The sequence below is a fragment of the Frondihabitans sp. 4ASC-45 genome (assembly GCF_049472575.1).
Taxonomy (GTDB): domain Bacteria; phylum Actinomycetota; class Actinomycetes; order Actinomycetales; family Microbacteriaceae; genus Frondihabitans.
The window spans coordinates 159,684-183,741 of the sequence record NZ_JBCEBN010000005.1; the positions used below are offsets into that span (position 1 = coordinate 159,684).

At 64.4% G+C, this 24,058-nt stretch carries 16 protein-coding genes, 1 tRNA gene and 3 rRNA genes; 6 read left to right on the forward strand and 14 right to left on the reverse strand.

Annotation, left to right across the window (positions count from 1 at the left end; genetic code table 11):
* Positions 1-101: 101 nt before the first annotated feature.
* From VH571_RS09985 to VH571_RS10025, 9 genes are all read right to left on the reverse strand, one after another.
* Positions 102-173: transfer RNA gene (locus tag VH571_RS09985), tRNA-Gln, on the reverse strand.
* Positions 174-238: 65 nt separating this feature from the next.
* Entirely contained in the window at positions 239-1,189 is a 951-nt protein-coding gene (locus tag VH571_RS09990; protein WP_423264428.1) for an NAD(P)/FAD-dependent oxidoreductase, read from the reverse strand.
* Positions 1,186-2,676 (reverse strand): glutamate--tRNA ligase, encoded by a 1,491-nt coding sequence (gene gltX, locus VH571_RS09995; protein WP_423264429.1) that lies wholly within the window; start codon positions 2,674-2,676, stop codon positions 1,186-1,188. The genes VH571_RS09990 and gltX overlap by 4 nt, the downstream gene beginning before the upstream one ends.
* 100 nt (positions 2,677-2,776) lie before the next feature.
* A 5S ribosomal RNA gene (rrf, locus tag VH571_RS10000) occupies positions 2,777-2,893 on the reverse strand.
* Positions 2,894-3,105: 212 nt separating this feature from the next.
* Positions 3,106-6,234 (reverse strand): 23S ribosomal RNA (locus VH571_RS10005).
* A 532-nt stretch (positions 6,235-6,766) separates the two neighbouring features.
* Positions 6,767-8,292 (reverse strand): 16S ribosomal RNA (locus VH571_RS10010).
* The 16S, 23S and 5S rRNA genes sit together here, the layout of an rRNA operon.
* A gap of 630 nt (positions 8,293-8,922) precedes the next feature.
* Positions 8,923-9,693: a fumarylacetoacetate hydrolase family protein gene (locus VH571_RS10015; RefSeq protein WP_055965347.1), complete on the reverse strand. Its 771-nt coding sequence runs from the start codon at positions 9,691-9,693 to the stop codon at positions 8,923-8,925.
* A 45-nt stretch (positions 9,694-9,738) separates the two neighbouring features.
* Complete coding sequence (locus VH571_RS10020) at positions 9,739-13,215, reverse strand: proline dehydrogenase family protein (protein ID WP_423264432.1); 3,477 nt, start codon at positions 13,213-13,215, stop codon at positions 9,739-9,741.
* 193 nt (positions 13,216-13,408) lie between these two features.
* Entirely contained in the window at positions 13,409-14,038 is a 630-nt protein-coding gene (locus VH571_RS10025; RefSeq protein ID WP_423264433.1) for a TetR/AcrR family transcriptional regulator, read from the reverse strand.
* A 106-nt stretch (positions 14,039-14,144) separates the two neighbouring features.
* Between VH571_RS10025 and VH571_RS10030 the strand changes: the two genes are divergently transcribed.
* On the forward strand, positions 14,145-15,383 hold the full coding sequence (locus VH571_RS10030) for an MFS transporter (RefSeq protein ID WP_423264435.1): 1,239 nt from the start codon (positions 14,145-14,147) through the stop codon (positions 15,381-15,383).
* On the opposite strand, the gene VH571_RS10035 is transcribed toward VH571_RS10030, so the two are convergent.
* From VH571_RS10035 to VH571_RS10045, 3 genes are all read right to left on the reverse strand, one after another.
* Positions 15,370-15,573, reverse strand: a complete 204-nt coding sequence (locus tag VH571_RS10035) for a DUF2945 domain-containing protein (protein ID WP_055965335.1) — start codon at positions 15,571-15,573, stop codon at positions 15,370-15,372. The genes VH571_RS10030 and VH571_RS10035 overlap by 14 nt on opposite strands.
* Before the next feature lie 34 nt (positions 15,574-15,607).
* Positions 15,608-16,387: an SDR family oxidoreductase gene (locus VH571_RS10040; protein ID WP_423264437.1), complete on the reverse strand. Its 780-nt coding sequence runs from the start codon at positions 16,385-16,387 to the stop codon at positions 15,608-15,610.
* A gap of 113 nt (positions 16,388-16,500) precedes the next feature.
* Complete coding sequence (locus tag VH571_RS10045) at positions 16,501-17,208, reverse strand: LysR family substrate-binding domain-containing protein (RefSeq protein ID WP_423264438.1); 708 nt, start codon at positions 17,206-17,208, stop codon at positions 16,501-16,503.
* Between the two features lie 131 nt (positions 17,209-17,339).
* Here VH571_RS10045 and VH571_RS10050 point away from each other — a divergent pair, with 131 nt between their 5' ends.
* From VH571_RS10050 to VH571_RS10060, 3 genes are all read left to right on the forward strand, one after another.
* Positions 17,340-17,720 carry a DUF5997 family protein gene (locus tag VH571_RS10050; RefSeq protein WP_055965508.1) on the forward strand — a complete coding sequence of 127 codons (381 nt, stop codon included), beginning with the start codon at positions 17,340-17,342 and terminating at the stop codon, positions 17,718-17,720.
* Positions 17,721-17,740: 20 nt separating this feature from the next.
* Positions 17,741-18,682, forward strand: coding sequence for an ROK family protein (locus tag VH571_RS10055; protein ID WP_123945070.1), 942 nt, complete (start codon positions 17,741-17,743; stop codon positions 18,680-18,682).
* 107 nt (positions 18,683-18,789) lie between these two features.
* Positions 18,790-19,842, forward strand: a complete 1,053-nt coding sequence (locus tag VH571_RS10060; protein ID WP_055965327.1) for an NAD(P)-dependent alcohol dehydrogenase — start codon at positions 18,790-18,792, stop codon at positions 19,840-19,842.
* Positions 19,843-19,908: 66 nt separating this feature from the next.
* Here the strand turns inward: VH571_RS10060 and VH571_RS10065 are convergent, their stop codons facing one another.
* On the reverse strand, positions 19,909-21,069 hold the full coding sequence (locus tag VH571_RS10065) for an AI-2E family transporter (protein ID WP_423264439.1): 1,161 nt from the start codon (positions 21,067-21,069) through the stop codon (positions 19,909-19,911).
* 59 nt (positions 21,070-21,128) lie between these two features.
* On the opposite strand from VH571_RS10065, the gene VH571_RS10070 reads away from it, so the two are divergent.
* A complete protein-coding gene (locus VH571_RS10070; RefSeq protein WP_423264441.1) occupies positions 21,129-21,635 on the forward strand; it encodes a metallophosphoesterase family protein in 507 nt (168 codons plus the stop codon).
* Positions 21,636-21,638: 3 nt separating this feature from the next.
* Here the strand turns inward: VH571_RS10070 and VH571_RS10075 are convergent, their stop codons facing one another.
* Complete coding sequence (locus tag VH571_RS10075; protein WP_423264442.1) at positions 21,639-22,664, reverse strand: DsbA family protein; 1,026 nt, start codon at positions 22,662-22,664, stop codon at positions 21,639-21,641.
* 204 nt (positions 22,665-22,868) lie between these two features.
* Here VH571_RS10075 and VH571_RS10080 point away from each other — a divergent pair, with 204 nt between their 5' ends.
* The gene (locus tag VH571_RS10080; RefSeq protein WP_055965316.1) at positions 22,869-23,969 is read left to right on the forward strand and encodes an ABC transporter ATP-binding protein; all 1,101 of its coding nucleotides are present in this window, start codon (positions 22,869-22,871) and stop codon (positions 23,967-23,969) included.
* The last annotated feature ends 89 nt before the right edge of the window (positions 23,970-24,058 follow it).

The window sequence follows — 24,058 nt, forward strand, 5'->3', positions numbered from 1 at the left end:
GACTCGGTCCGGACGCGCCAGCGTCCCTCTTTAGCGTCGTTTAAAAGAACAAACAGCAATCCCCCGGGCTCTCGCTTGCGAGTGCACAGGGGATTCGATTGCTGGGGTACCTGGACTCGAACCAAGAACAACTGAACCAGAATCAGTCGTGTTGCCAATTACACCATACCCCAATGACTGTTATGCATTGCTTGCAAGCAACGCGTTTCAGCCGTTGTAGCTCGTTGCCGAACCGGATCTACTGTACAGCATCGGCGAGCTCGTGTAGGCCACCGACGAGATCGCGGTTGATGGTGGCCGCTGTGCGCGCACCGGCACCCGCGGCCACGATGAGCTGCTGTGGGCCGGGGGCGGTCGACTCGCCGGCGACGTAGAGCATGTCGACGGACGTTCGACCGTGTCCGTCAGCGACCAGTAGACCGTCGGTGTCGAACGCAGGATCCAACGGGGCCAGGTAGCCGAGTTCGCTCGCCCACGCGGGTCGCACGAAGCCTCCCTCGATGGCTACGACGTCGCCGTCTTCGAACCGGATGCCGGTCACGCCTTCCCGTCCGCCTTGGATCTCGGCGATGACACGTCGATCTACCGTGAACCCTCGGGCGTCGAGAGCCTGCTCGTCGAGGAGGGTGAGACTGTCGGCGCCGTTCGTGCACACGCGCAGGTCGGCGCTCCACTGACTGAGGAGCAGAGCGCGCTCCGCCAGGTCGGGCTCCTCCCCGATGACCGCCAGCGCCTGATCGCGCTTGTCGTATCCGTCGCATTCGATGCAGCTGTGGAACGCCGTGCCGTAAAACGCGCGGAGGCCTTCGATGTCGGGGAGTGTCTCCTGCAGGCCCGTCGCGACGAGAACGACCTTTGCCACGGCTCGACTCGTCTTGCGACGGAGCTCGCACTCGAGCACGAAGCCGTCGTCGCCGCGGGTGATCGACTGGACCATGGTCATCCGGTGCTCGGCGCCCTCGTATGCGAGGAACTCGTCGCGTCCGAGCTTGCGGAGCTCCAGCGGAGAGATGCCGTCTCGCGTCAGGAATCCGTGCGACATCAACGTGGCGGAGTTACGCGGGCGGTTGCTGTCGATGAGCAACACGCTGCGTCGCGCACGGATCAGGTTCAGCGCGGCACTAAGCCCGGCCGGCCCGCCACCGACGATGGCGATGTCGTAGACGGTCTCTGTCTCAGCCTCGGTCACAGTTGCCCCGCCAGCTTCTCGAGCCGCGCCACCGTCGACTCACGCCCGAGGATCTCCATCGACTCGAACAGCGGAGGGCTGATACGGCGACCCGAGATGGCCACGCGGAGCGGGCCGAACGCGTTCCGCGGCTTGAGGCCCAGCTCGTCGACGAGGGCGCTGCGGAGCGACTCCTCGAGGGCCGCGTGCGTCCACTCGTCGACGCCTGAGACAGCAGTGATCGAGGCGCGCAACACATCCGGGGCACCGTCGCCCAGCGTCTTGAGCGCATCCGCCGCGTAGTCGAGGTCGGTATCGGCCGTGAACAGGAAGCCGAGCAGACCGGGAGTCTCGCCGAGGAGCTGCATGCGCTCCTGCACCAGCGGTGCCGCAGCGTCGAGGATGGCCCGCTCCGCCTCGGTGGGCGGTGTCGAGATGTACTCGCCGAGATAGGGCACCAGCCGCGACGCGAAGTCGGCCGGCTCGAGAAGACGGATGTGATCACCGTTGATCGACTCGGCCTTCTTGTGGTCGAAACGAGCGGGGTTGGGGTTGACGTCTTCGACGTCGAACGCCGCGACCATCTCGTCGAGCGAGAAGACGTCGCGATCGTGAGTCAACGACCACCCCAGGAGGGCGAGGTAGTTGACGAGCCCCTCCGGGATAAACCCATTGCTTCGGTGATGGAACAGATTCGATTCGGGGTCGCGCTTGGAGAGCTTCTTGTTGCCCTCCCCCATGACATAAGGAAGGTGGCCGAATCGCGGAATGAACTTCGCGATACCGATCTCGTACAGCGCCTCGTAAAGGGCGATCTGCCGCGGCGTCGACGAGAGGATGTCTTCTCCGCGCAGCACATGAGTAATGCCCATGAGAGCGTCATCCAGCGGGTTCACGAAGGTATAAAGAGGAATCCCGTTGGGGCGCACGACGACGAAGTCGGTGAAGGATCCGGCGGGGAACGTGATCTCGCCCCGCACCAGGTCATCGAAGCTGAGGTCGCGGTCAGGCACGCGCAACCGGAGGGCCGGCGCCCTCCCTTCGGCTCGGTACGCCGACCGCTGCTCGTCGGTGAGCTCGCGCTCGAAGTTGTCGTACCCCTGCTTAGGATCCCGCCCGTTTGCGATGTTCCGAGCCTCGATCTCTTCACCGGTCGCGAAGCTCTCGTAGAGCAGCCCTCGCTCTTTCAGTTGCTCGATGACGCTCTGATAGATGTCATGGCGCTCCGACTGGCGGTATGGGGCATGCGGACCGCCGATCTCGACCCCCTCGTCCCAGTCGAGCTTCAACCAGCGGAGGGCCTCGATGATCTGCCCGTAGCTCTCCTCGCTGTCACGAGCGGCATCGGTGTCTTCAATTCGGAACACGAGCTTGCCGCCCGTATGGCGGGCGTAGGCCCAGTTGAAGAGCGCCGTGCGGATCAAACCCACATGCGGGGTTCCGGTGGGCGAGGGGCAGAACCGGACACGCACATCAGCGCCGGTTGCGGTCGTAAAGGAGGCAGACATCGACAGCAATCTTACCTTCGACGGCGGCTACCGATTGGTGGGTTAAACGCAAGAAAGCCACCCCGTGGTGGGGTGGCTTTCAAGGTGTTGCTGAAGTTGAGTCCGGCGGTGTCCTACTCTCCCACAAGGTCCCCCTTGCAGTACCATCGGCGCTGAGAGTCTTAGCTTCCGGGTTCGGAATGTGACCGGGCGTTTCCCTCTCGCTATGGCCGCCGAAACAATCGGTCACAACGNWSCCCTTACGAGCCGTCATGAAGTCTGTTTCAGAGCTTTCGCTGCTGTTKAKTTATCACCCGCRCACCCAYCGAANGGGGGTGTGGTGGGGTGTGTTCGCAGAACTGCCGTTGCCGACCGTGTTCTGGGAACCACATAGTGGACGCGAGCATCACCGCCCCTGCCCCACACGGTTACCCGTGTGAAGTGGTGGGTGTTGTCAAATTATCGGCTTATTAGTACCGGTCAGCTCCATGGGTCTTTAGTCCCCACTTCCACATCCGGCCTATCAACCCAGTAGTCTAGCTGGGAGCCTCTCCCCCCGAAGGGGTTGGAAATCTCATCTCGAAGCCGGCTTCCCGCTTAGATGCTTTCAGCGGTTATCCGTTCCGAACGTAGCTAATCAGCGGTGCTCTTGGCAGAACAACTGACACACCAGAGGTTCGTCCATCCCGGTCCTCTCGTACTAGGGATAGATCTTCTCAAATTTCCTACGCGCGCAGCGGATAGGGACCGAACTGTCTCACGACGTTCTAAACCCAGCTCGCGTACCGCTTTAATGGGCGAACAGCCCAACCCTTGGGACCTACTCCAGCCCCAGGATGCGACGAGCCGACATCGAGGTGCCAAACCATGCCGTCGATATGGACTCTTGGGCAAGATCAGCCTGTTATCCCCGAGGTACCTTTTATCCGTTGAGCGACAGCGCTTCCACAAGCCACTGCCGGATCACTAGTCCCGACTTTCGTCCCTGCTCGACTTGTCAGTCTCACAGTCAAGCTCCCTTGTGCACTTACACTCGACACCTGATTGCCAACCAGGTTGAGGGAACCTTTGGGCGCCTCCGTTACTTTTTGGGAGGCAACCGCCCCAGTTAAACTACCCACCAGGCACTGTCCCAGAACCGGATCACGGTTCGTAGTTAGATATCCAAAGTGACCAGAGTGGTATTTCAACGATGACTCCACCTGAACTAGCGTCCAAGCTTCACAGTCTCCCACCTATCCTACACAAGCCACTCCGAACACCAATACCAAGCTGTAGTAAAGGTCACGGGGTCTTTCCGTCCTGCTGCGCGTAACGAGCATCTTTACTCGTAGTGCAATTTCGCCGAGTTCGCGGTTGAGACAGCTGGGAAGTCGTTACGCCATTCGTGCAGGTCGGAACTTACCCGACAAGGAATTTCGCTACCTTAGGATGGTTATAGTTACCACCGCCGTTTACTGGGGCTTAAATTCTGAGCTTCGCTTGCGCTAACCCTTCCTCTTAACCTTCCAGCACCGGGCAGGCGTCAGTCCGTATACATCGTCTTGCGACTTGGCACGGACCTGTGTTTTTAGTAAACAGTCGCTTCCCACTGGTCTCTGCGGCCTTCCCCGCTCCCGGAGTAAATCCGTTCACGGTTCCGGCCCCCCTTCTCCCGAAGTTACGGGGGCATTTTGCCGAGTTCCTTAACCACGATTCTCTCGATCTCCTTGGTATTCTCTACCTGACCACCTGAGTCGGTTTGGGGTACGGGCGGCTTGAACCTCGCGTCGATGCTTTTCTCGGCAGCATAGGATCACTGAATTCCCCCAATCGGGGTATGCATCGGGTCTCAGGCATCATTGACGACGGATTTGCCTATCGTCAGCCCTACATCCTTACACCAGGATCACCTTACGGATACCATCGCCTGGCTCAGCTACCTTCCTGCGTCACACCTGTTAATACGCTAAACGCACCAGCATGGGGTCGAGCGTTAGACCGGCCGGCATCACCCCGAAGGGATCCACTCAGCCGGGTTAGGACTCTTAGCACCACTGGATTATCTTGGGCGGTTCTTCGCCGGTACGGGAATATCAACCCGTTGTCCATCGACTACGCCTGTCGGCCTCGCCTTAGGTCCCGACTTACCCAGGGCGGATTAACCTGGCCCTGGAACCCTTGGTCTTTCGGAGGACGGGTTTCTCACCCGTCTTTCGCTACTCATGCCTGCATTCTCACTCGTGTGGCGTCCACGGCTGGTTTCCACCGCCGCTTCACTCGCCACACGACGCTCTCCTACCAATCCGTACGACTGAACCACGAAGGCTTATCGAAAGTACGAATTCTACAACTTCGGTGGTGTGCTTGAGCCCCGTTACATTGTCGGCGCGGAATCACTTGACCAGTGAGCTATTACGCACTCTTTCAAGGGTGGCTGCTTCTAAGCCAACCTCCTGGTTGTCTCTGCAACTCCACATCCTTTCCCACTTAGCACACGCTTAGGGACCTTAGWTGGTAGTCTGGGTTGTTTCCCTCTCGACGATGAAGCTTATCCCCCACCGTCTCACTGCTGCGCTCTCACTTACCGGCATTCGGAGTTTGGCTGACGTCAGTAAGCTTTTAGGCCCCATCGGCCATCCAGTAGCTCTACCTCCGGCAAGAAACACGCAACGCTGCACCTAAATGCATTTCGGAGAGAACCAGCTATCACGAAGTTTGATTGGCCTTTCACCCCTATCCACAGCTCATCCCCTCCATTTTCAACTGAAGTGGGTTCGGTCCTCCACGACGTCTTACCGTCGCTTCAACCTGGCCATGGATAGATCACYTCGCTTCGGGTCTAGGACATGCGACTGAATCGCCCTATTCAGACTCGCTTTCGCTACGGCTACCCCTCACGGGTTAACCTCGCCACATATCGCTAACTCGCAGGCTCATTCTTCAAAAGGCACGCTGTCACCCCTACTAAGGAGGCTCCAACGGTTTGTAAGCAAACGGTTTCAGGTACTATTTCACTCCCCTCCCGGGGTACTTTTCACCTTTCCCTCACGGTACTTGTCCGCTATCGGTCATCTGGGAGTATTTAGGCTTATCAGGTGGTCCTGACAGATTCACACGGGATTTCTCGGGCCCCGTGCTACTTGGGATACGCATTCAGCCAGCAACACCATTTCGGCTACGGGGTTGGCACCCTCTATGACCCGGCTTTCAATCCGGTTCGCCTATAATGCGCTGTAACTGTTCCAGTCCGGCAGAACTGAACAACACGTCCCACAACCCCGACCATGCAACGACCGCCGTCTATCACACATGACCGGTTTAGCCTCTTCCGATTTCGCTCGCCACTACTCACGGAATCACTGTTGTTTTCTCTTCCTGAGGGTACTGAGATGTTTCACTTCCCCCCGTTCCCTCTACCCGCCCTATATATTCAGGCGGGAGTCACCAGGTCAGCACGCCGCCTGGCGGGGTTTCCCCATTCGGACACCCTCGGATCACAGCTCGATTATCAGCTCCCCGAGGCTTATCGCAGATTTCTACGTCCTTCTTCGGCTCCAGATGCCAAGGCATCCACCGTTTGCTCTTAAAAACTTGACCACAAAGAACCACGACAACAAGGCCACCCGAAGGCAACCCGATTGACGCGGTCTATCAGTGTTATCTCGTTACCCCACCAACCGGTCGAAACCAGCTGCTGGGGAAGAAATTGCACTCGAACATCACCCCACAACACCACCCCGAAAGGCAATGAAAGAAATGACGCTCAAGATGCTCGCGTCCACTGTGTAGTTCTCAAAAAACGGGCGACCCCAAGAATCCCCGGCAAGTGATGCCAGATCATCAAGGTCCGCATGAGGAGTTCACCCCCCCAACACCACAAAGGCGCCAGGAAAGGCTTGGTCCCTCAGGACCCAACAACGTGCACGCCCCCAGAATCCCGATCCCGCACCGTTCCAATCCCCCCAAAAGAGGAGATGTACTGAGCACGAAACCTTCATCCGAAGGCCACTGTCAAAGTTCCACCCATGAGCGCCACCCACAACATTCGCTGTGGCGTGACTTGACCCGTTGATCCCCGTGGCGAGTGTGTACAAAGACACAGCCCGTGGGGCGAGTACATGCTCCTTAGAAAGGAGGTGATCCAGCCGCACCTTCCGGTACGGCTACCTTGTTACGACTTAGTCCTAATCACCGATCCCACCTTCGACAGCTCCCTCCACAAGGGTTGGGCCACCGGCTTCGGGTGTTACCGACTTTCATGACTTGACGGGCGGTGTGTACAAGGCCCGGGAACGTATTCACCGCAGCGTTGCTGATCTGCGATTACTAGCGACTCCGACTTCATGAGGTCGAGTTGCAGACCTCAATCCGAACTGAGACCGACTTTTTGGGATTCGCTCCACCTCGCGGTATTGCAGCCCTTTGTATCGGCCATTGTAGCATGCGTGAAGCCCAAGACATAAGGGGCATGATGATTTGACGTCATCCCCACCTTCCTCCGAGTTGACCCCGGCAGTCTCCTATGAGTTCCCACCATAACGTGCTGGCAACATAGAACGAGGGTTGCGCTCGTTGCGGGACTTAACCCAACATCTCACGACACGAGCTGACGACAACCATGCACCACCTGTATACCGACCTTGCGGGGCGACCATCTCTGGACGTTTCCGGTATATGTCAAGCCTTGGTAAGGTTCTTCGCGTTGCATCGAATTAATCCGCATGCTCCGCCGCTTGTGCGGGCCCCCGTCAATTCCTTTGAGTTTTAGCCTTGCGGCCGTACTCCCCAGGCGGGGAACTTAATGCGTTAGCTGCGACACAGAAACCGTGGAATGGCCCCTACATCTAGTTCCCAACGTTTACGGCATGGACTACCAGGGTATCTAATCCTGTTCGCTCCCCATGCTTTCGCTCCTCAGCGTCAGTAACGGCCCAGAGATCTGCCTTCGCCATCGGTGTTCCTCCTGATATCTGCGCATTCCACCGCTACACCAGGAATTCCAATCTCCCCTACCGCACTCTAGTCTGCCCGTACCCACTGCAGGCTGGGGGTTGAGCCCCCAGATTTCACAGCAGACGCGACAAACCGCCTACGAGCTCTTTACGCCCAATAATTCCGGACAACGCTTGCACCCTACGTATTACCGCGGCTGCTGGCACGTAGTTAGCCGGTGCTTTTTCTGCTGGTACCGTCAAGAGCAAGCTCCCTTCTTCCCAACTAAAAGAGGTTTACAACCCGAAGGCCGTCGTCCCTCACGCGGCGTTGCTGCATCAGGCTTTCGCCCATTGTGCAATATTCCCCACTGCTGCCTCCCGTAGGAGTCTGGGCCGTGTCTCAGTCCCAGTGTGGCCGGTCACCCTCTCAGGCCGGCTACCCGTCGTCGGCTTGGTGAGCCGTTACCTCACCAACTACCTGATAGGCCGCGAGTCCATCCTTGACCAAAATTCTTTCCACCTGCAGACGATGCCGTCACAGGTCATATCCGGTATTAGACGTCGTTTCCAACGCTTATCCCAGAGTCAAGGGCAGGTTACTCACGTGTTACTCACCCGTTCGCCACTAATCCAGGAAGCAAGCTCCCCTTCATCGTTCGACTTGCATGTGTTAAGCACGCCGCCAGCGTTCGTCCTGAGCCAGGATCAAACTCTCCGTAAAAGAAAAACACCATCACCAACCGAAGCCAGTGACAGCAAGTTTGATGCTGACCAAAAGAACAAAACAATCTGACGATTGTTGTCCATTTCAATCTCAAAGAAACCCAACACCCAGAACCACTACACCGAAGGCATAGATCCACTGAATGCCGAGGTATAATTTGGCATTTGACAATGTGCACGCTGTTGAGTTCTCAAGGACCAAACGCACCCCAAACCCGCCCGAACCTGACCTAAATCAGTACTGTTCGAACCTCGTCGGAGGCAACTTTGAAACCTTATCCGTCCGTTCGGGCCCTGTCAAACCGTGTTTGTAACCCGGTTGACTAGACTTCGCTTCGTTAGGAAGCGCTTGCAAGCGATGCTTGCCGGATGGAGCTTTGCAATCCTAACCACATCCCTGCGGACTCGCAAGCGAGCCAGATTCTGAACGAATCAATTTGGGGGGAGGATGTCAGCACTTGAGGAAGTCCGTACCGGGGCTTTCGCTCCCGGCCCGTTTCGTTCCTTTGGCCTGACAAGAGAAAACAATACGTGTGGATGGCCGAGGGGCCAAATCTCACGCGCATCCCGGGCGTGTCGCGAATGACGCACCCCGTCGGATCCTTGGTTTCTCGGGCCCCAGAGGTGGTTAGGCGCGAGCCTTGGCCGGGTTGATCAGCGAGCCAAGGCCTTCGATGCTGATTTCGACGGTCTGCCCCTCGGTGAACGGGCCCACTCCGGCCGGGGTTCCGGTGAGGATGATGTCGCCCGGAAGCAGTGTGAAGATGTCGCTGACGTAGGCGATGAGCTCGGGGATCTTGTGAATCATCTGCTGCGTCGTCTCGCGCTGCAGAACTTCGCCGTCGACTCGCGACTGGATCTTGAGGTCGGTCCAGTCGAGCTCCGTCTCGATGTACGGGCCGATCGGGCAGAACGTGTCGTAGCTCTTGGCGCGAGTCCACTGGCCGTCGGTCTCTTGCACACCACGGGCGGTGACGTCGTTGGCGATCGTGTAGCCGAAGACGACGTCGGCATAGTCTTCGGCCTTCACGCGCTTGGCGATGGCACCGATGACGATGGCGAGTTCGCCCTCGAGGTGGATCTCCCCCTCGACGGGCGGGATCTGAATGGGATCGCCTGGGCCGACCACCGTCGTGTTTGGCTTGAGGAAGACGATCGGGAACTCCGGCGCCTCTTGACCCATCTCGTCGGCGTGGTCGTAGTAGTTCAGGCCGATGCCCACCACCTTGGAGCGCGGGATCACCGGCGCGAGGATCTTGGTCGTGCGGAGCGGAACGCGCTCCCCCGTGGTCTCGTACCCCGCGTACATCGGGTCTCCGGCGAGGACGACGAGGTCTTCACCGTCGACGACGCCGAATCGAGGGTCTTCTCCTGGGCTGGCAAAACGCGCGATCTTCACGGGGCGAGCTTACTTGCTCACCCCGCTCCGGGCCTGGGCCCTCGATCAGATGACGCCGTCGCTCCAGGCGTCGGGGTTGCCGAAGCGGTGGGCCGTGACCGTCACAGCCTGCTCGCGGAGGAACGGCAGCAGCTCGAGACGAGCGGAAGGAGTGACGGGCTGGGCGAAGACCGCGACTGCCGGGTCGCCGTGCAGAGCTACTGCGAGACGCCCCGATGCGTCGGCCGGGCCGATGAGGCGGACACGGGCGGCGCCGAGCTCGCCCCGTGCGGCTGTGTCGTGGAACGCCGCGTCGGTGGCACGGACGAACGAGACCGTGCCGAGCGCGGTGACCGCGGCGGGCGGAAGCGGGAGCGCCGAGCTGATGGTCATTGCCGAGCCCGCGCGGAGCCCCGCAGCGACGACCCTCGCCAGATCGCGCACCGAGCCGCCCTCGGCGAGGCGCACCACGACCGGCAGCGGGCGATAGCGGAAGACGTTGCGCTCGAGGCCCACCTGCGAGACGTCGACGGCCGCGCCGAAGGTGGCCGACCAGGCGCGCTCATCGGCGGAAGCGGCGGCCCGAAGTGACCCGTGGGATCCTTCGGCCTTCTCGACCGCGGCCACGAATCGCTCGACCGGGGCCGAGAGGGGCGTCGCCGGCTGCTCGGCAAGCGGGGCCGGAGTCCAGGATCCGAGGTGCACGAGATAGTTCGGGCCCCCGGCTTTGCCACCGGCTCCGACAGCAGAGCGCTTCCAGCCGCCGAACGGCTGACGGCGGACGATCGCCCCGGTGATCCCCCGGTTGACGTAGAGGTTGCCCGCCTCGACCCGGTCGAGCCAGGTGCCCAGCTCGGTGCGGTCAAGGGTGTGCAGACCCGCGGTGAGCCCGAAGTCGGTCGCGTTCTGCAGCTCGATCGCCTCGTCGAGGGTGCGGGCCGTCATGATGCCGAGGACCGGGCCGAAGAACTCCGTGCGGTGGAAGTGGCTGCCGGGCGCGACTCCGGCGCGGATACCCGGCGACCAGAGACGACCCGTGTCGTCGAGGCGTTTCGGCTCGACGAGCCAGGACTCCCCCGGCGCGAGCGTCGTGAGCGCACCGAGGAGCTTGTCGGCGGCGGGCTCGATGATCGGGCCCATCTGCGTGGTGGGGTCGGAGGGCAGTCCGACGCGCATGCTGGACGCGGCGTCGACGAGCTGGCGGCGGAAGCGCTCTGAGGTGCCGACCGAGCCCACGAGGATGACGAGGCTAGCGGCCGAGCACTTCTGCCCGGCGTGACCGAAGGCCGACTTGATGACGTCGGAGGCGGCGAGATCGAGGTCGGCACTCGGCGTGACGATGATCGCGTTCTTGCCGCTGGTCTCGGCGAGCAGCGGCAGGTCCTCGCGCCATGAGCGGAAGAGCTCGGCGGTCTCGAAGGCGCCGGTGAGGATCACGCGGTCGACGGCGGGGTGCGAGACGAGCTGACGACCCAGCTCGCCCTCCTCGACGTCGACGAGTCGGAGCACCTCGCTCGGCACACCCGCCGCCCAGAGGGCTTCGGCGAGAACCGCACCACAACGCTTGGCCTGTCCGGCCGGCTTCAGGATCACGGAGGCTCCGGCGGCGAGGCCCGCGACGGTCGAACCCGTCGGGATCGCAACCGGGAAGTTCCACGGCGGAGTGACGACGACGAGGGTGGGCGCCGTGTAGACCGCGCCGTCGACGGCGTCGAGCTCCTCGGCGAGCGAGGCGTAGTAGTTCGCGAAGTCGATGGCCTCGGAGACCTCGACGTCGCCCTCGGCTATGGTCTTGCCGGTCTCGGAGGCAGCCACCTCGATGAACTGCGCCCGGCGTCGGCCCAACTCGACGGCGGCACGGCGGAGCACGGCCGCGCGCCCGGCTCCGCCGAGTGCTGCCCACGAGGGGGCGGCGGCGACCGCGGACTGCACGATGCCCTCGAGCACGGCGGAGTCGGTGACCCCGGCAGCGGTGATGGTTGCCACTCCGAGGGTGGAGTCGGGGACGGACTGCAGGATCCTGCGCCCCCAGTCTCGGTTGTCAGCCAGCGCCGGGTCGGTATCGGGTTCGTTCTCGAATCCGTCGGTGCGGGGTGCCAGCACGTCGGTCGGCCTGGACTGCACACGATGCGCCGCGGGAGTCTCGGGCGTCACCTCGGCCAGCGACGACAGGAAGCGCTGCTTCTCGCGGTCGAAGAGGGCGTCGCTGGTCGCGAGCTCGAAGACGGCCGACATGAAGTTGTCGTGCGACGCGTTCTCTTCGAGACGGCGGATGAGGTAGCTGATCGCGACGTCGAACTCGCGCGGGTGGACGACGGGTGTGTAGAGCAAAAGCCCGCCGACATCCTGCTTGATGAGCTCCGCCTGCCCCTCGGCCATTCCGAGCAGCATCTCGAACTCGACGCGGCCCTCGACCCCGCGCTGTTTCGACAGGAGGTGGGCGAAGGCGATGTCGAAGAGGTTGTGGCCGGCGACTCCGAGCCGGATGGCGCGAGTGCGCTCGGGTGTCATCGCCCAGGAGAGAACTCGTTTGTAGTTGGTGTCGCTGTCTTGCTTGGTGTCGTAGGTCGCGAGAGGCCAGTCGTGCACGGCCGAGTCGACGTGCTCCATCGCGAGGTTGGCCCCCTTGACCACGCGGACCTTGACCGTGGCGCCACCGGCGTCGACACGACGGGTGGCCCATTCGCTCAGGCGCTGCATGGCCCCGAGCGCATCGGGCAGGTAGGTCTGCAGCACGATTCCGGCCTCGAGGCTCTTCAACTGCGGCTGGTCGAGCACGCGCATGAAGACGGCGAGGGTGAGGTCGAGGTCGCGGTACTCCTCCATGTCGAGGTTGATGAATTTGGGCGTCCGCGACTTGGCCGCGATCTCGTACAGCGGAGTGAGCTTCGTGACGACGCGGTCGACGGTCTCGTCAAAGGCCCACATCGAGAGCTGACTGACGATCGAGGAGACCTTGATCGACACGTAGTCGACGTCAGGTCGCTCAAGCAGGGCGCGCGTGCCGGCCAGGCGGTGGTCTGCCTCGCCGTCGCCGAGGACGGCCTCGCCGAGGAGGTTGAGGTTGAGGCGGGTGCCGTCTTTCTTGAGAGCGGCGATCGCTCGCCCGAGCTGGACGGGCCGCGAGTCGGCGATGAGGTGGCCGACCATCGAGCGGAGGACGCGACGGGCGACTGGAACGACGATCTTCGGAAAGGTCGGAGCGAGGGCGCCGCCGACGCGCACGGCCGCACGCATGTACCAGGGCAGGAACGCCGGGACGCCCGCGGCGAGCGCCTTGAGGTTTCGCGCGGCCACCGAGAGGTCTTCGGGGCGGACGACCCGGTCGACGAAGCCGATCGTGAAGGCCAGGCCGGACTCGTCTTTGAGGACCTCGGCGAGAAGCTCGGCCGACTTGGTGCCGGGTGCGCTGCTCGACTCGTGCACCCAGCGGTGGGCCAGAGCGACGGCTTCAGCGCCGAGCTCGGGCGGAATAGCTGCGCTGACGGTAGAGGTGGGTGCGTTTGCCGGTGCGGGGCGCTCGGCCGAGTCAATGTTTGCCACGCGGCAAGAATAGGTCGCGCGATCACGGTGTCGCAAGGGTCGAAACGTGCTGTTTACAAATGCGCTGCTGGAGTGCTCGCGTGCGGGCGCGTGCAGACCGCCGGGCCGAGTCGGCGGGTGTCGTTAGGGGTGGGCGGGTACTGCAGCACCCGCCCACTCTCAAGAACACCCGCCGACCTCGGCCGGGCGCGATCTAGCCCTCGCTGAGCTCGTCCAGTTCTGCGAGCGGCACCGTCACGATCGTGGCGATCACGAGCCGCATCGCCTCGGCCACCCGGACGGCATCGCGGTCGTAGAGCCACTGCAACTGCAGGCCGTCCTGCACGGCCAGAACCACCCGGGCGGCCGTCTCGGCGGTGAATCCGGGGGCTAGGAGCCCACGGCGCTCGGCGACCGCGAGATACCGGCTCGTCGACTCGACGATCTGCTCGTAGAAGTCGGCGTAGTAGTCGTGCGCCGGATGCTCGGGGCTGGTCGACTCGGCGGAGGCCGTGTTGAAGAGCTGGATCACGCCGGGAACCTCGACGTTGTACTCCGCGAGATCGAGGAGTTCGCCGAGCCTCATACCGGACGCATCGCCGAAGTGTCTCCGCAGCCGTTCGTCGCGGCGTCGGAGCACGGCGAGGAGCAGGTCTTCCTTGGTCGCGAAATAATGCTGGAGCGACTGATGAGAGACGCCGCACTGGCGCGCGATCTCTCGAAGGGAGGCCCCGTGGAAGCCGCTCTGGCCGAACACGGGAAGAGCTGCGTCGAGAATCGCCTCGCGCTTGGCGACCCCCTTGGCGTAGCTGCCACGCCGGCCGGTCGTCGTCTCGGAGGTCACGACCCCGACGATACGGGACAGCGGCGCGCCTCGGGGGCTTGCGTGAGTAGGCTCGGCCCGTGAGCCTCGGGACCGACCCGGCGAGGTGCTTCCGGCCTCTCCGACCATGAACTGGTCGTTGCTCCGCGTCCCGGCGTTCCGGGCACTCTGGCTCGGTCGGCTGCTCTCGTGGGTGGGAGCCGGGCTGGGACCGGTCGCGCTCGTCTTCGCTGCCATCGACCTCGGTGCCGGCCCCACCGGGCTCGGGCTCGTCATCGCCAGCAGATCCGTGCCGAACGTCGCCCTGGTCCTCTTCGGCGGCGCGCTCGCCGACCGCCTTCCGAAATGGTCGGTCGCGGTGGCGGCGTCGGTTCTCTCGGCGGCGTCGCTCGCCACCGTGGCCCTGCTCCTCGCCACCGGGACGGCGACGCTGCCCCTGGTCGCGGCGGCCGCGGCACTCGGCGGCGCCGGATCGGCGTTCTTCGCCCCGGCGACGAACGCGGTGCTGAGAGACACGGTGCCCGAAGACGACGTCAGGGACGCGACCGTGCTGAACCGAGTGGGCATGAACCTCGGGCTCGTCGGAGGCACCGCACTCGGAGGGGGTGTGGTCGGAGCGTTCTCTCCGGAGATCGCGCTCGCCGTCGGATCCTTGGTGTTCACCGCCGCGATAGCGGCTTTCGCGGGCCTGCCCCGCGACACGATCGGCTCGGTGCGCGGTGGCTCGTTCGCCGCCGACCTCGGAGCGGGAATCCGGTTCGTCGCCAGGTCGCCGTGGCTCCGCGCCACGCTCGCGCTGTCGTTCGTCGCCCAGTTCGCCTTCGCCGGCGGCGTGCAGGTGATCGGTCCGTTCGCGGCCGACGACTCGTTCGGCAGGACGCTGTGGGGCTTCGCCGGGGCCGTGCAGACACTGGGGCTGATCGTCGGGGCGATTGTGGCGGGGCGCCTCCGTGGGCGGCTCCGACTGGCCACGGCGACGGTCGGGATCGCAGCGATGGCGCTGCCGCTCGGGGTGCTCGCGCTGATCCTGAGCGTGCGACCGATGGTGATCGACCCGTTGCACTGGTTCTTCTGGCTGAGCGTGGCGCTCTTCGCCGCGAGTGTCGGCCTCGAGATCTTCACGATCCCGCTCGACGTGACGATTCAGCTGCAGGTGCCGCGGAGCTACCTGGCCCGGGTCTACGCCGGCCTGACCCTTGCCTCACTCGCCGGCATGCCGCTCGGCGAACTGGCGGTGGGGCCGGCCGTCGACCGGTTCGGTGCTCCCCTGACGCTGAGCGCTCTCGGTGCGCTTGTGCTGGTCGCCGCCGGACTCGTCGCCGCGAGCCGAAGGGTCCGCGACCTCGACCGACCTACTTCTTCGTGAGCGCCGACTCTTTGTGGGCGGCCTCGGAGCCCGACTTCTCGGACTTCACGATGTAGTACGGCTCGTCGGAGGAGGCCTTGAACTTCTGGCCGTCGAACTCGAACTCTTTGACGCGCTTGTCGACCACCTCGCCGTGGGTCTCGCCCTGCGGGGTGTTCCAGGTGATCTTGTCGCCCTTGCTGAATGCCATGACTGCTCCTTCGACGGAGCTTCGACGGTACCCCTCAGACGTTGAAACCGCCGTTGCTCACGATCAGCTGGCCAGACACCCAGCCGCCCTCCGGACCCAGCAGAAATCGCACGATGTTGGCGACATCACCGGGGAGGCCGAGCCGCCCCGTCGGCTGCATGGCCGTCAGGGTCTCACGGACCTCGTCGCTCATCCAGCCGGTGTCGACCGGGCCCGGGTTCAGGGCGTTCGACGAGATGCCCAGGTGACCGAGCTCTCTCGCGGCCGCTATCACGATCCGGTCGAGGGCACCCTTGCTCGAGCCGTACGGCATGTTGTCGACGACGTGGTCGCTCGTCAGCGCGACGATACGGCCGCCACTCTCGGGAATCTGCTCGGCGAGACCCTTGATCAGCAACCAGGCGGCGCGGACGTTGACGTCGTAGTGCCGGTCGAACGCCTCGACCGTCGTGTCGAGAATGCCGGAGTCGACGCTTTCGGAGTGCGAGAGCACGAGGCCCGACACCGGGCCGAGTGCGTCGGCTGCCCTGGTGACGAGCTGGAGGGCGACGTCAGGATCCGACAGATCGGCTTCGAGTACGACCACACGCCGACCGAGGGCTTCGACGTCATCGACCAGACGCGCGAGGTCGTCCGGCCGCTCCCCCCACGTCATGCGCCGGTCGTACGGCGTCCAGGTGACGAGCGCGAGATCCCAGCCGTCCGCGGCGAGCGCCAGCGCGATGGCGGCGGCGATCCCCTCGCGACGGCCGACACCCGTGAGGAGGGCGGCCTTGGGCTGCGACGACTGGTCTTGCTGCGACGACGGTGTCATGCCGTCATCTTCCCACTGGCGATCAGGTGAGGTGATCGTCCACGATCGGCTAGTCCGACGGCCTCGACATCAGCAGATGCTGGACACTCACCGCCCGGGAGTAGAGGAAAGACCTAGTTGCGCTTGCCGCGGGTGCGGCCGGGAGCGGCACGGCGGGGCTGCCGGACGATGCCTTTGGCCCCCTTGGTCTTCGCGGCCTTCGCATCGCGCGCGGCCTTCGCGGCCTCCGCCGCTTTCGCCTTCGCCTTGGCGGTCGGGCGCTGGGCCGGCGCCTGCTCCTGGTCGCGCGAGCTGTTGGCCGTGCGGCCCCGGACGATGCCGATGAACGCCTCGACCTCGTCGGTCTGATCGCCGACCGGCCAGAGGAGAGCGATGGTGGTCTCGGGGAGGCCGACGACTCGACGGCCGACCACGCCCTTACGGGAGTAGAGACGCGCGAGCGACTGGGGCATCACGGCGACACCGGCGCCCGTCGCCACGACCTCCACCGCACCGGCGAGATCGAGGGCCGGGTCGAGGTCGAAGCGCGTTTGGCCCTCGAGCTCGTCGAGCGAGACGCTCGCGCCGTCGGCGAGCGCGTGCTCCTTCGGCAGCACGACGTAGGGGGTCTCGTCGTAGAGCGGAATCGTGTGCAGGCCGTCAGCCTCGACCGGAAGGCGAGCGAACACCATGTCGGCGGTGTCGTCACGAAGGTGAGCAGTCGGATCCTCGGTTTCTGACGGGATCAACGTCAGCGGATCGTCGGGAAAGCGCTCCTCCCAGATGCGGGTCCACTTGCCCAGGGTGACGCCGGGCACGAACGCGATACGGAGGGAGGACACAGGCCCGAGAGTAGCCGACACCCGGGGATTGATGCCGGACGGCTACCCTTACGCACATGAGCAACGAGATCAGCGATCAGCCGGACGCCCCCGACACGCGTCAGACCAAGAAGTCGCGCCCCGACCAGAACATGAAGGCCTTCACGGCCGCGAAGAAGCTCGGCATCTACCTGCCGGCCACCCCCCAGGAGTTCCAAGACAATCCGGTGACCCGGGAGCAGCTGGTCGAGCTGCAGTCGAACCCGCCCGAGTGGCTGGTCGACCTCCGCCAGAACGGCCCGCACCCCCGCCCCGAGGTGGCGCGCAAGCTCGGCATCACGATCTCGGGCCTCGCCCGTGCCGGCATCGACGACGCCCTGACCTCCGACGAGATCCAGGCCCTGCTCGTCGAGATGCCGCCGTGGCTCTCGTCCGAGCGCTACAACCTGGCCCTCGTGCGTGACGAAGAGATCCGCGTCAAGCAGCAGAACGCCGACAAGGCCGCGAAGCGGGCGGCTGCCGAGGAGGCCTGACCCGCCGCTAGCATGACGCCGTGAGTGAATTTGCGCTGGCCGTCGACATCGGCGGCACCAAGGTCGAGTCCGCGCTGGTCGATTCCGAGGGCGTCCTACTGCCCGGAAGTCGCGACCGGCGACCGACCGGCCACGGGTCGACCTCGGAAGAACTCGCGACCGCCGTTTCGGAGGTCGTCGCGCACGCCCTCGCCGCACTCCCGGCAGACGCGACAGTGCTCGGCATCGGGATCGGCAGCGCCGGCCCGGTCGACCTGCCCCACGGCACCGTCTCGCCCATCAACCTGCCCGCCTGGCGCGAGTTTCCGATTCGCGAGCTCGTCGCGGGCCTCGTCGCCTCGTCGCTGGGCGATGCCGTGCCGATCACGCTGCGGCTCGACGGGGTGAGCCTCGCCCTTGCCGAGCACTGGGTCGGCGCGACCCAGGGCGTCGACAACGCTCTCGCCATCACCGTCTCGACCGGGGTCGGCGGCGGCCTGATCGTGAACGGCCGCCTGCTGTCGGGTGGCACCGGCAACGCCGGCCACATCGGCCAGGTGCAGATCGCTACCCGCACGCCCGGCGAGACCAGCGAGTCGGTGACGCTCGAGGTGCTCGCCTCCGGGCCGCACACCGTCCGCTGGGCGCAGGAGCAGGGCTTCACCGGCGAGCGCGGCGAAGATCTCGCGGCCGGCTATGCCGCGGGCGATGCGGTCGCGGTGTCGGCGGTGCGCCGATCGGCGACAGCCCTCGGTGAGGCGATCACGGCGGTCACGACCCTGCTCGACCTCGACGTCGTCGCCATCGGCGGCGGATTCTCGCGGGTCAGCCCGGACTACCTCGACCTGGTGCGCGCGGTGATCGACGAGGCGGCGTACAACTCGTACGCGACGAGGATCCGGGTGGTCAAGTCGGGCCTCTCCGACGAAAGCCCGCTCATCGGTGCGGCGGCGCTCGTGCACCAGATGCATCTGCTCGGCTGATTCCGCTCACTGAGAACAGACGACGGGTGCGGGTCTAGGCTTAAGCAACACCAATGACGGCCGGCGGTTCTTCGTCCGGCCGTTTCGTCTGCCCGGAGGTACTTTCTTTGTCCACCACCGTTTCCGCTCTCGTCACGCCCACCGCGGGCGCCCCGTTCGAGCGCTCCACCATTCAGCTTCGCGATGTCGGCCCGAACGACGTCCAGATCGACATCGCCTTCGCCGGCATCTGCCACTCCGACATCCACCAGGCGCGCGAGGAGTGGGGCAAGGCCATCTTCCCCATGGTTCCCGGCCACGAGATCGCCGGAATCGTCACCTCCGTCGGCGACGCCGTCACCAAGCACAAGGTCGGCGACCGCGTCGGCATCGGCTGCTTCGTCGACTCCTGCCGCGAGTGCGAGAACTGCCTCGCCGGTGAAGAGCAGTTCTGCGTCAAGGGCAACGTTCCCACCTACAACGGCCGCCAGTACTCGGGCGAAGACACCTACGGCGGATACAGCAAGCAGATCGTCGCCGACGAGAACTACGTGCTCTCCATTCCCGAGGGCATCTCGCTCGACGAGGCCGCTCCCCTGCTCTGCGCCGGCATCACCACCTACTCGCCGCTGAAGCACTGGGGCGCCGGCCCCGGCAAGAAGGTCGCCGTCGTCGGAATGGGCGGGCTCGGCCACATGGCCGTCAAGATCGCTCACGCCCTGGGCGCCGAGGTCACCGTCATCAGCCAGACGCTCTCGAAGCAGGAAGACGGCCTCAAGCTCGGAGCCGACCACTACTACGCCTCGAGCGACCCGTCGACCTTCACCGACCTGCGCTCGTCGTTCGACCTGATCATCAACACGATCTCGGCCGACATGGACATCGACGCCTACGCTCGCACCCTCCGCCTCAACGGCACCATGGTGTTCGTGGGCCTGCCCGAGAACCCGCAGTCGTTCGGCGCCGGATCGCTGATCATGGGCCGTCGCAGCCTCGCCGGGTCGAACATCGGCGGCATCCGCGAGACCCAGGAGATGCTCGACTTCTGCGCCGAGCACCACATCGGCGCCGAGATCGAGGTGCTCGACGCCTCCGACACGACCACGATCGACGAGGCCTACGAGCGCGTCGTCGCCTCGAAGGTGCGCTACCGCTTCGTGATCGACACCGCGACGATCTAGTTCGCAGAACCCCGACGAAAGAACCCCCGGCCGATCGGCCGGGGGTTCTTTCGTGCTCGGTGCGAGCTACATCTTCGGTTCGAGCCGCTTCTGCCGAGCGAACTCGGCGGGCCGGTCGGGGCCGTTCCAGATCGTGACGATGCCCCAGGCGACCGCGGCGATCGGCACGGCGAGGACGGCGCCGATGATGCCGCCGACGATGGTGCCGGCGGTCAGCGCGATGAGCACGACCAGCGGGTGCAGTGACAGGGACCGCGCCATGACGACCGGCTGCAAAAAGTTGCCCTCGAGCTGGTTCACCACGATCACGATGATGACGACGATGATCGCCGGCACGAGACCGTTGGCCACGAGAGCGACCAGGGCGGCGAGGATCCCGGCGACCGTCGCGCCGACCAGAGGCACGAAGGCCGACAGGAACACGATCACCGACAGCGGGAGCGCGAGAGGCACCCCGAGGGCGAAGAGCCCGATGCCGATGCCGACGGAGTCGACGAGGGCCACGGTCGCCGTGCCGCGGATGTACCCGCCGAACGTCGACACCGTCTTCTCGCCGATGCGCTGCGCACGCTCGAACTGCTCGCCGGTGAACGGGCGCTCCATGAAGGCCCAGATCTTGGGGCCGTCTTTCATGAAGAAGAACAGCACAACCACGAAGAGGGCGAGGCCGGTGACGAAGCTGCCCGCGGCCGAGACGCCGGCGAACGCGCCGCTCGCGAACGAGGCGCTCTGCACGAAGTCGACGGCCGAGTCGAGCCCCTTCTGGATCTGGTCGTCGGTGATGTGGAAGGGGCCGTCTTTGGCGAAGTCCTGTAGCTGCCGAATACCGGCGGTGGCCTGCTTGGCGAGGTCGTCGACCTGATTCTGAACGGCGTTGACGATGAGCCACACCACAAGGCCGAGAATGACGATGATGGCGACCAGCGCGATCCAGGTCGCGAGGATCGACGGGACGCCGTGCCGCCTCATCAGCTCGAGCAACGGGTAGATCGCCGAGGCGACGATCAGGGCGAGTACGACCGGGATGACGACCAGGCTCAACTGGGTCATCGCGAAGACGAGGCCGGTGGCCACGATGATGACGAGGATGATCTGGAGGCACCGGGTCGCGAGCCGCCCGAAAGCGTCAGACCAGATGTTCCTCTGCGCCGACCAGGTGAGGGCCCGAACTTTGTCGGGAGCCTCCGTCATGGCTGGCGATGAGGTCTTGCGGCGGAAAAGGCCCACTGGTCTTCTGCTTTCGTCGTCGGTCACACCACCGTACCCGTCGGCCGTATTCTGGGCGCGTGCCAACGCGTCTCATTCTTGTTTCGGATACCCATGTGCCCCAGCGGGCGAAAGCGCTTCCCGACGAGGTCTGGGCCGAGATCGACCGCGCCGACGTCGTGGTGCACGCGGGCGACTGGAACCGCCTACCTCTACTGGACGAATTCGAGGATCGTGCGTCCACCCTGATCGCGGTCCGCGGCAACAACGACGGGCCCGAGTTCGACGACCGCCTGCCGCTCGTGGCGCGCACCGAGATCGAGGGAGTCCGCCTCGCCGTCGTGCACGAGACGGGGAGCAAAGTCGGACGCGAGACGCGACTCGACGCCCTCTTCGGAGACGCCGACCTCGTGATCTTCGGGCACAGCCACATTCCGTGGGATTCAACCTCGGACGGCGGGCTGCGGATCCTGAACCCGGGATCGCCGACCGATCGCCGCCGCCAGCCCTACCGCACCTATCTCACACTCGTGCTCGACGCCGGGGTGATCCGCGACGTGGAGCTGCGCAGACTTTCGACCGCCTGAGTGCTACTTCTTCTTCGTGGGTGTGGAGGTCTTCGTCGGAGTGGGCGAGGGTGTGGGCGACGGCGACGAGGTGGCCGTGTCGGTGTAGCTGTTGCCCGCCGCGGTCACCACGAAGTTGCTGAAGTCTTCGGGGGTGAAGGGCGAGATGTTCTGATACTGCTGCCCGTTGACGAGCACCGTCGGCGTCGACGTGATCTTTGGTACGGCGGTGCCGTCGAGCGGCCCGGCGAGCGCCCTTTGGGTGGCTGAGACAGCCCAGGAGGCGTACGTCTGATCGTTCACGCACTTCGAGATCTGGCTCGTGTTAGTGATTCCGCTGACGCCCTTGATCAACGAGATCAGCTGGGCGTTCGAGAGCCCAGTGGTCTGCTCGTCGGGTTGCCGGTCGAACATGGCCGTATTGAAGTCGAAGTAGGCGTCGGGCGAGTAGTTGGCGACGCAGGCTGCCGCAGCGGCAGCTCGCTGGGAGTACTTCGACCCCAGCGACATGTTCGTCAGGATGGCGATCGGGTGATATTCGACCGTCGCCGCGCCCGATTCGACCAGGCCCTTGATGTAGTCGTTGTTCGCCTTCTCGAACTCGCCGCACACGGGGCAGAGATAGTCGAGATAGATCGAGATGGTGACGGTATCGGCGGCAGGAGCGGTCGACGTGGGAGTCGACGTCGAGGTCGCGGACGACGACGACTGCGGAGTAGAAGAGCCGGAAGAGGACGACTGGGAAGTCGCCTCGCCGGACACGGCCTTGAAGCCCTTGCCGATCAGGATCCCGTCGCCGACCATGTTCGCCGGGGTCTTTCCGGCCTCGGGAACCGAACCGCGGATCGCGATGGTGGCACCGACCACGAGAGCGATGATGACGACGGCCACTCCGGCGATGATCGCCCACCGCCCACGACGAGCCCGCGCCTTCTGCTTGCGACGGGCGAGCTGCGCCTTCTGGCGAGCCGCCGTCCGTCGATGATTTCGGGCGGAAGAACTCTCGCCCCGGCGGTTTTCCGGCGTCTGGCCCGGTTCGTTGTCAGTCATGATCTCGGACCAGCGTAGAAGCTTTTCCGAACCAAAGTCCACGCGGGCGAATGCCCTCGAATTGTTCTACCCCCAAGCGGGGGGTGTACTGGACGGTTCGGAATGCCATAATGAGCGAGGCCGTCAGCGAGGATCGCCTCGACTGACTGTCATCCATTCACTACGGATCGTCCGGCACGTACCTGCCGGTGAAGGAGAAACATCATGGCGTCTGTGACGTTCAGCAAGGCAACCCGTCTCTACCCCGGTTCGACCCGGCCCGCGGTCGACGGCATCGACCTCGAGGTCGCCGACGGCGAATTCCTCGTGCTGGTCGGCCCTTCCGGTTGCGGCAAGTCGACCACCCTGCGCATGCTCGCCGGCCTCGAAGAGGTCAACTCGGGCGACATCCTCATCGGCGACCGCAACGTCACCGACGTTCCGCCGAAAGACCGCGACATCGCGATGGTGTTCCAGAACTACGCGCTCTACCCGCACATGACCGTCGCCGAGAACATGGGCTTCGCGCTCAAGATCGCCGGCGTCGGCAAAGAAGAGCGCGCCACCCGCGTGCTCGAAGCCGCCAAGCTGCTCGACCTCGAGCCCTACCTCAGCCGCAAGCCGAAGGCCCTCTCGGGTGGTCAGCGTCAGCGCGTCGCCATGGGCCGTGCGATCGTCCGCCAGCCCCAGGTGTTCCTCATGGACGAGCCGCTGTCGAACCTCGACGCCAAGCTCCGCGTCCAGACCCGCACGCAGATCGCCTCGCTCCAGCGCCGCCTCGGCGTCACCACGGTCTACGTCACGCACGACCAGACCGAGGCGCTCACCATGGGCGACCGCATCGCCGTGCTGAAAGACGGCGTGCTGCAGCAGGTCGGAACCCCCCGCGACCTGTACGAGAAGCCCGACAACGTGTTCGTCGCCGGTTTCATCGGCTCGCCCGCCATGAACCTCCTCCCCGCCGACGTCGTCGACGGCGGAGTGCAGTTCGGCTCGAGCGTCGCCTCGATCGAGCGCGACATCCTCTCGCAGGCCACCTCGAAGAGCGTCACCGTCGGAGTTCGCCCCGAAGACGTCGTCGTCAGCACCTCGGGCGAAGGCCTCAAGGTCGCGGTCGACGTCGTCGAAGAGCTCGGCGCCGACGGCTACCTCTACGGTCACGCCGACGTCAACGGCCAGCGCGCCGACATCGTCGCCCGCGTTGACGGCCGCACGCACGCCTCCGCCGGAGATACCGTGTTCATCACGCCGCAGGCGCACCACCTGCACGTCTTCGACACCGAGTCGGGCCTCCGCCTCGGCGACAAGGCCGTGGTGTCCGCTTAGTCACACCCCAGAGACGGCCCGCCCGTGCCACCCCGATCACGATCGAGGGGCCGGGCGGGCTGTTCTCGTGTAACGACTGCCCGGATCCT

Bases quoted from the DNA above. Each gene is read 5' to 3' on its own strand.
- VH571_RS10035 (WP_055965335.1), bottom strand. From the start codon at position 15,573: ATGGCATTCAGCAAGGGCGACAAGATCACCTGGAACACCCCGCAGGGC.
- VH571_RS10075 (WP_423264442.1), bottom strand. From the start codon at position 22,664: ATGACTGACAACGAACCGGGCCAGACGCCGGAAAACCGCCGGGGCGAG.
- VH571_RS10050 (WP_055965508.1), top strand. From the start codon at position 17,340: ATGAAGGCCTTCACGGCCGCGAAGAAGCTCGGCATCTACCTGCCGGCC.
- VH571_RS10040 (WP_423264437.1), bottom strand. From the start codon at position 16,387: ATGACACCGTCGTCGCAGCAAGACCAGTCGTCGCAGCCCAAGGCCGCC.
- VH571_RS10030 (WP_423264435.1), top strand. From the start codon at position 14,145: ATGAACTGGTCGTTGCTCCGCGTCCCGGCGTTCCGGGCACTCTGGCTC.
- VH571_RS10080 (WP_055965316.1), top strand. From the start codon at position 22,869: ATGGCGTCTGTGACGTTCAGCAAGGCAACCCGTCTCTACCCCGGTTCG.
- gltX (WP_423264429.1), bottom strand. From the start codon at position 2,676: ATGTCTGCCTCCTTTACGACCGCAACCGGCGCTGATGTGCGTGTCCGG.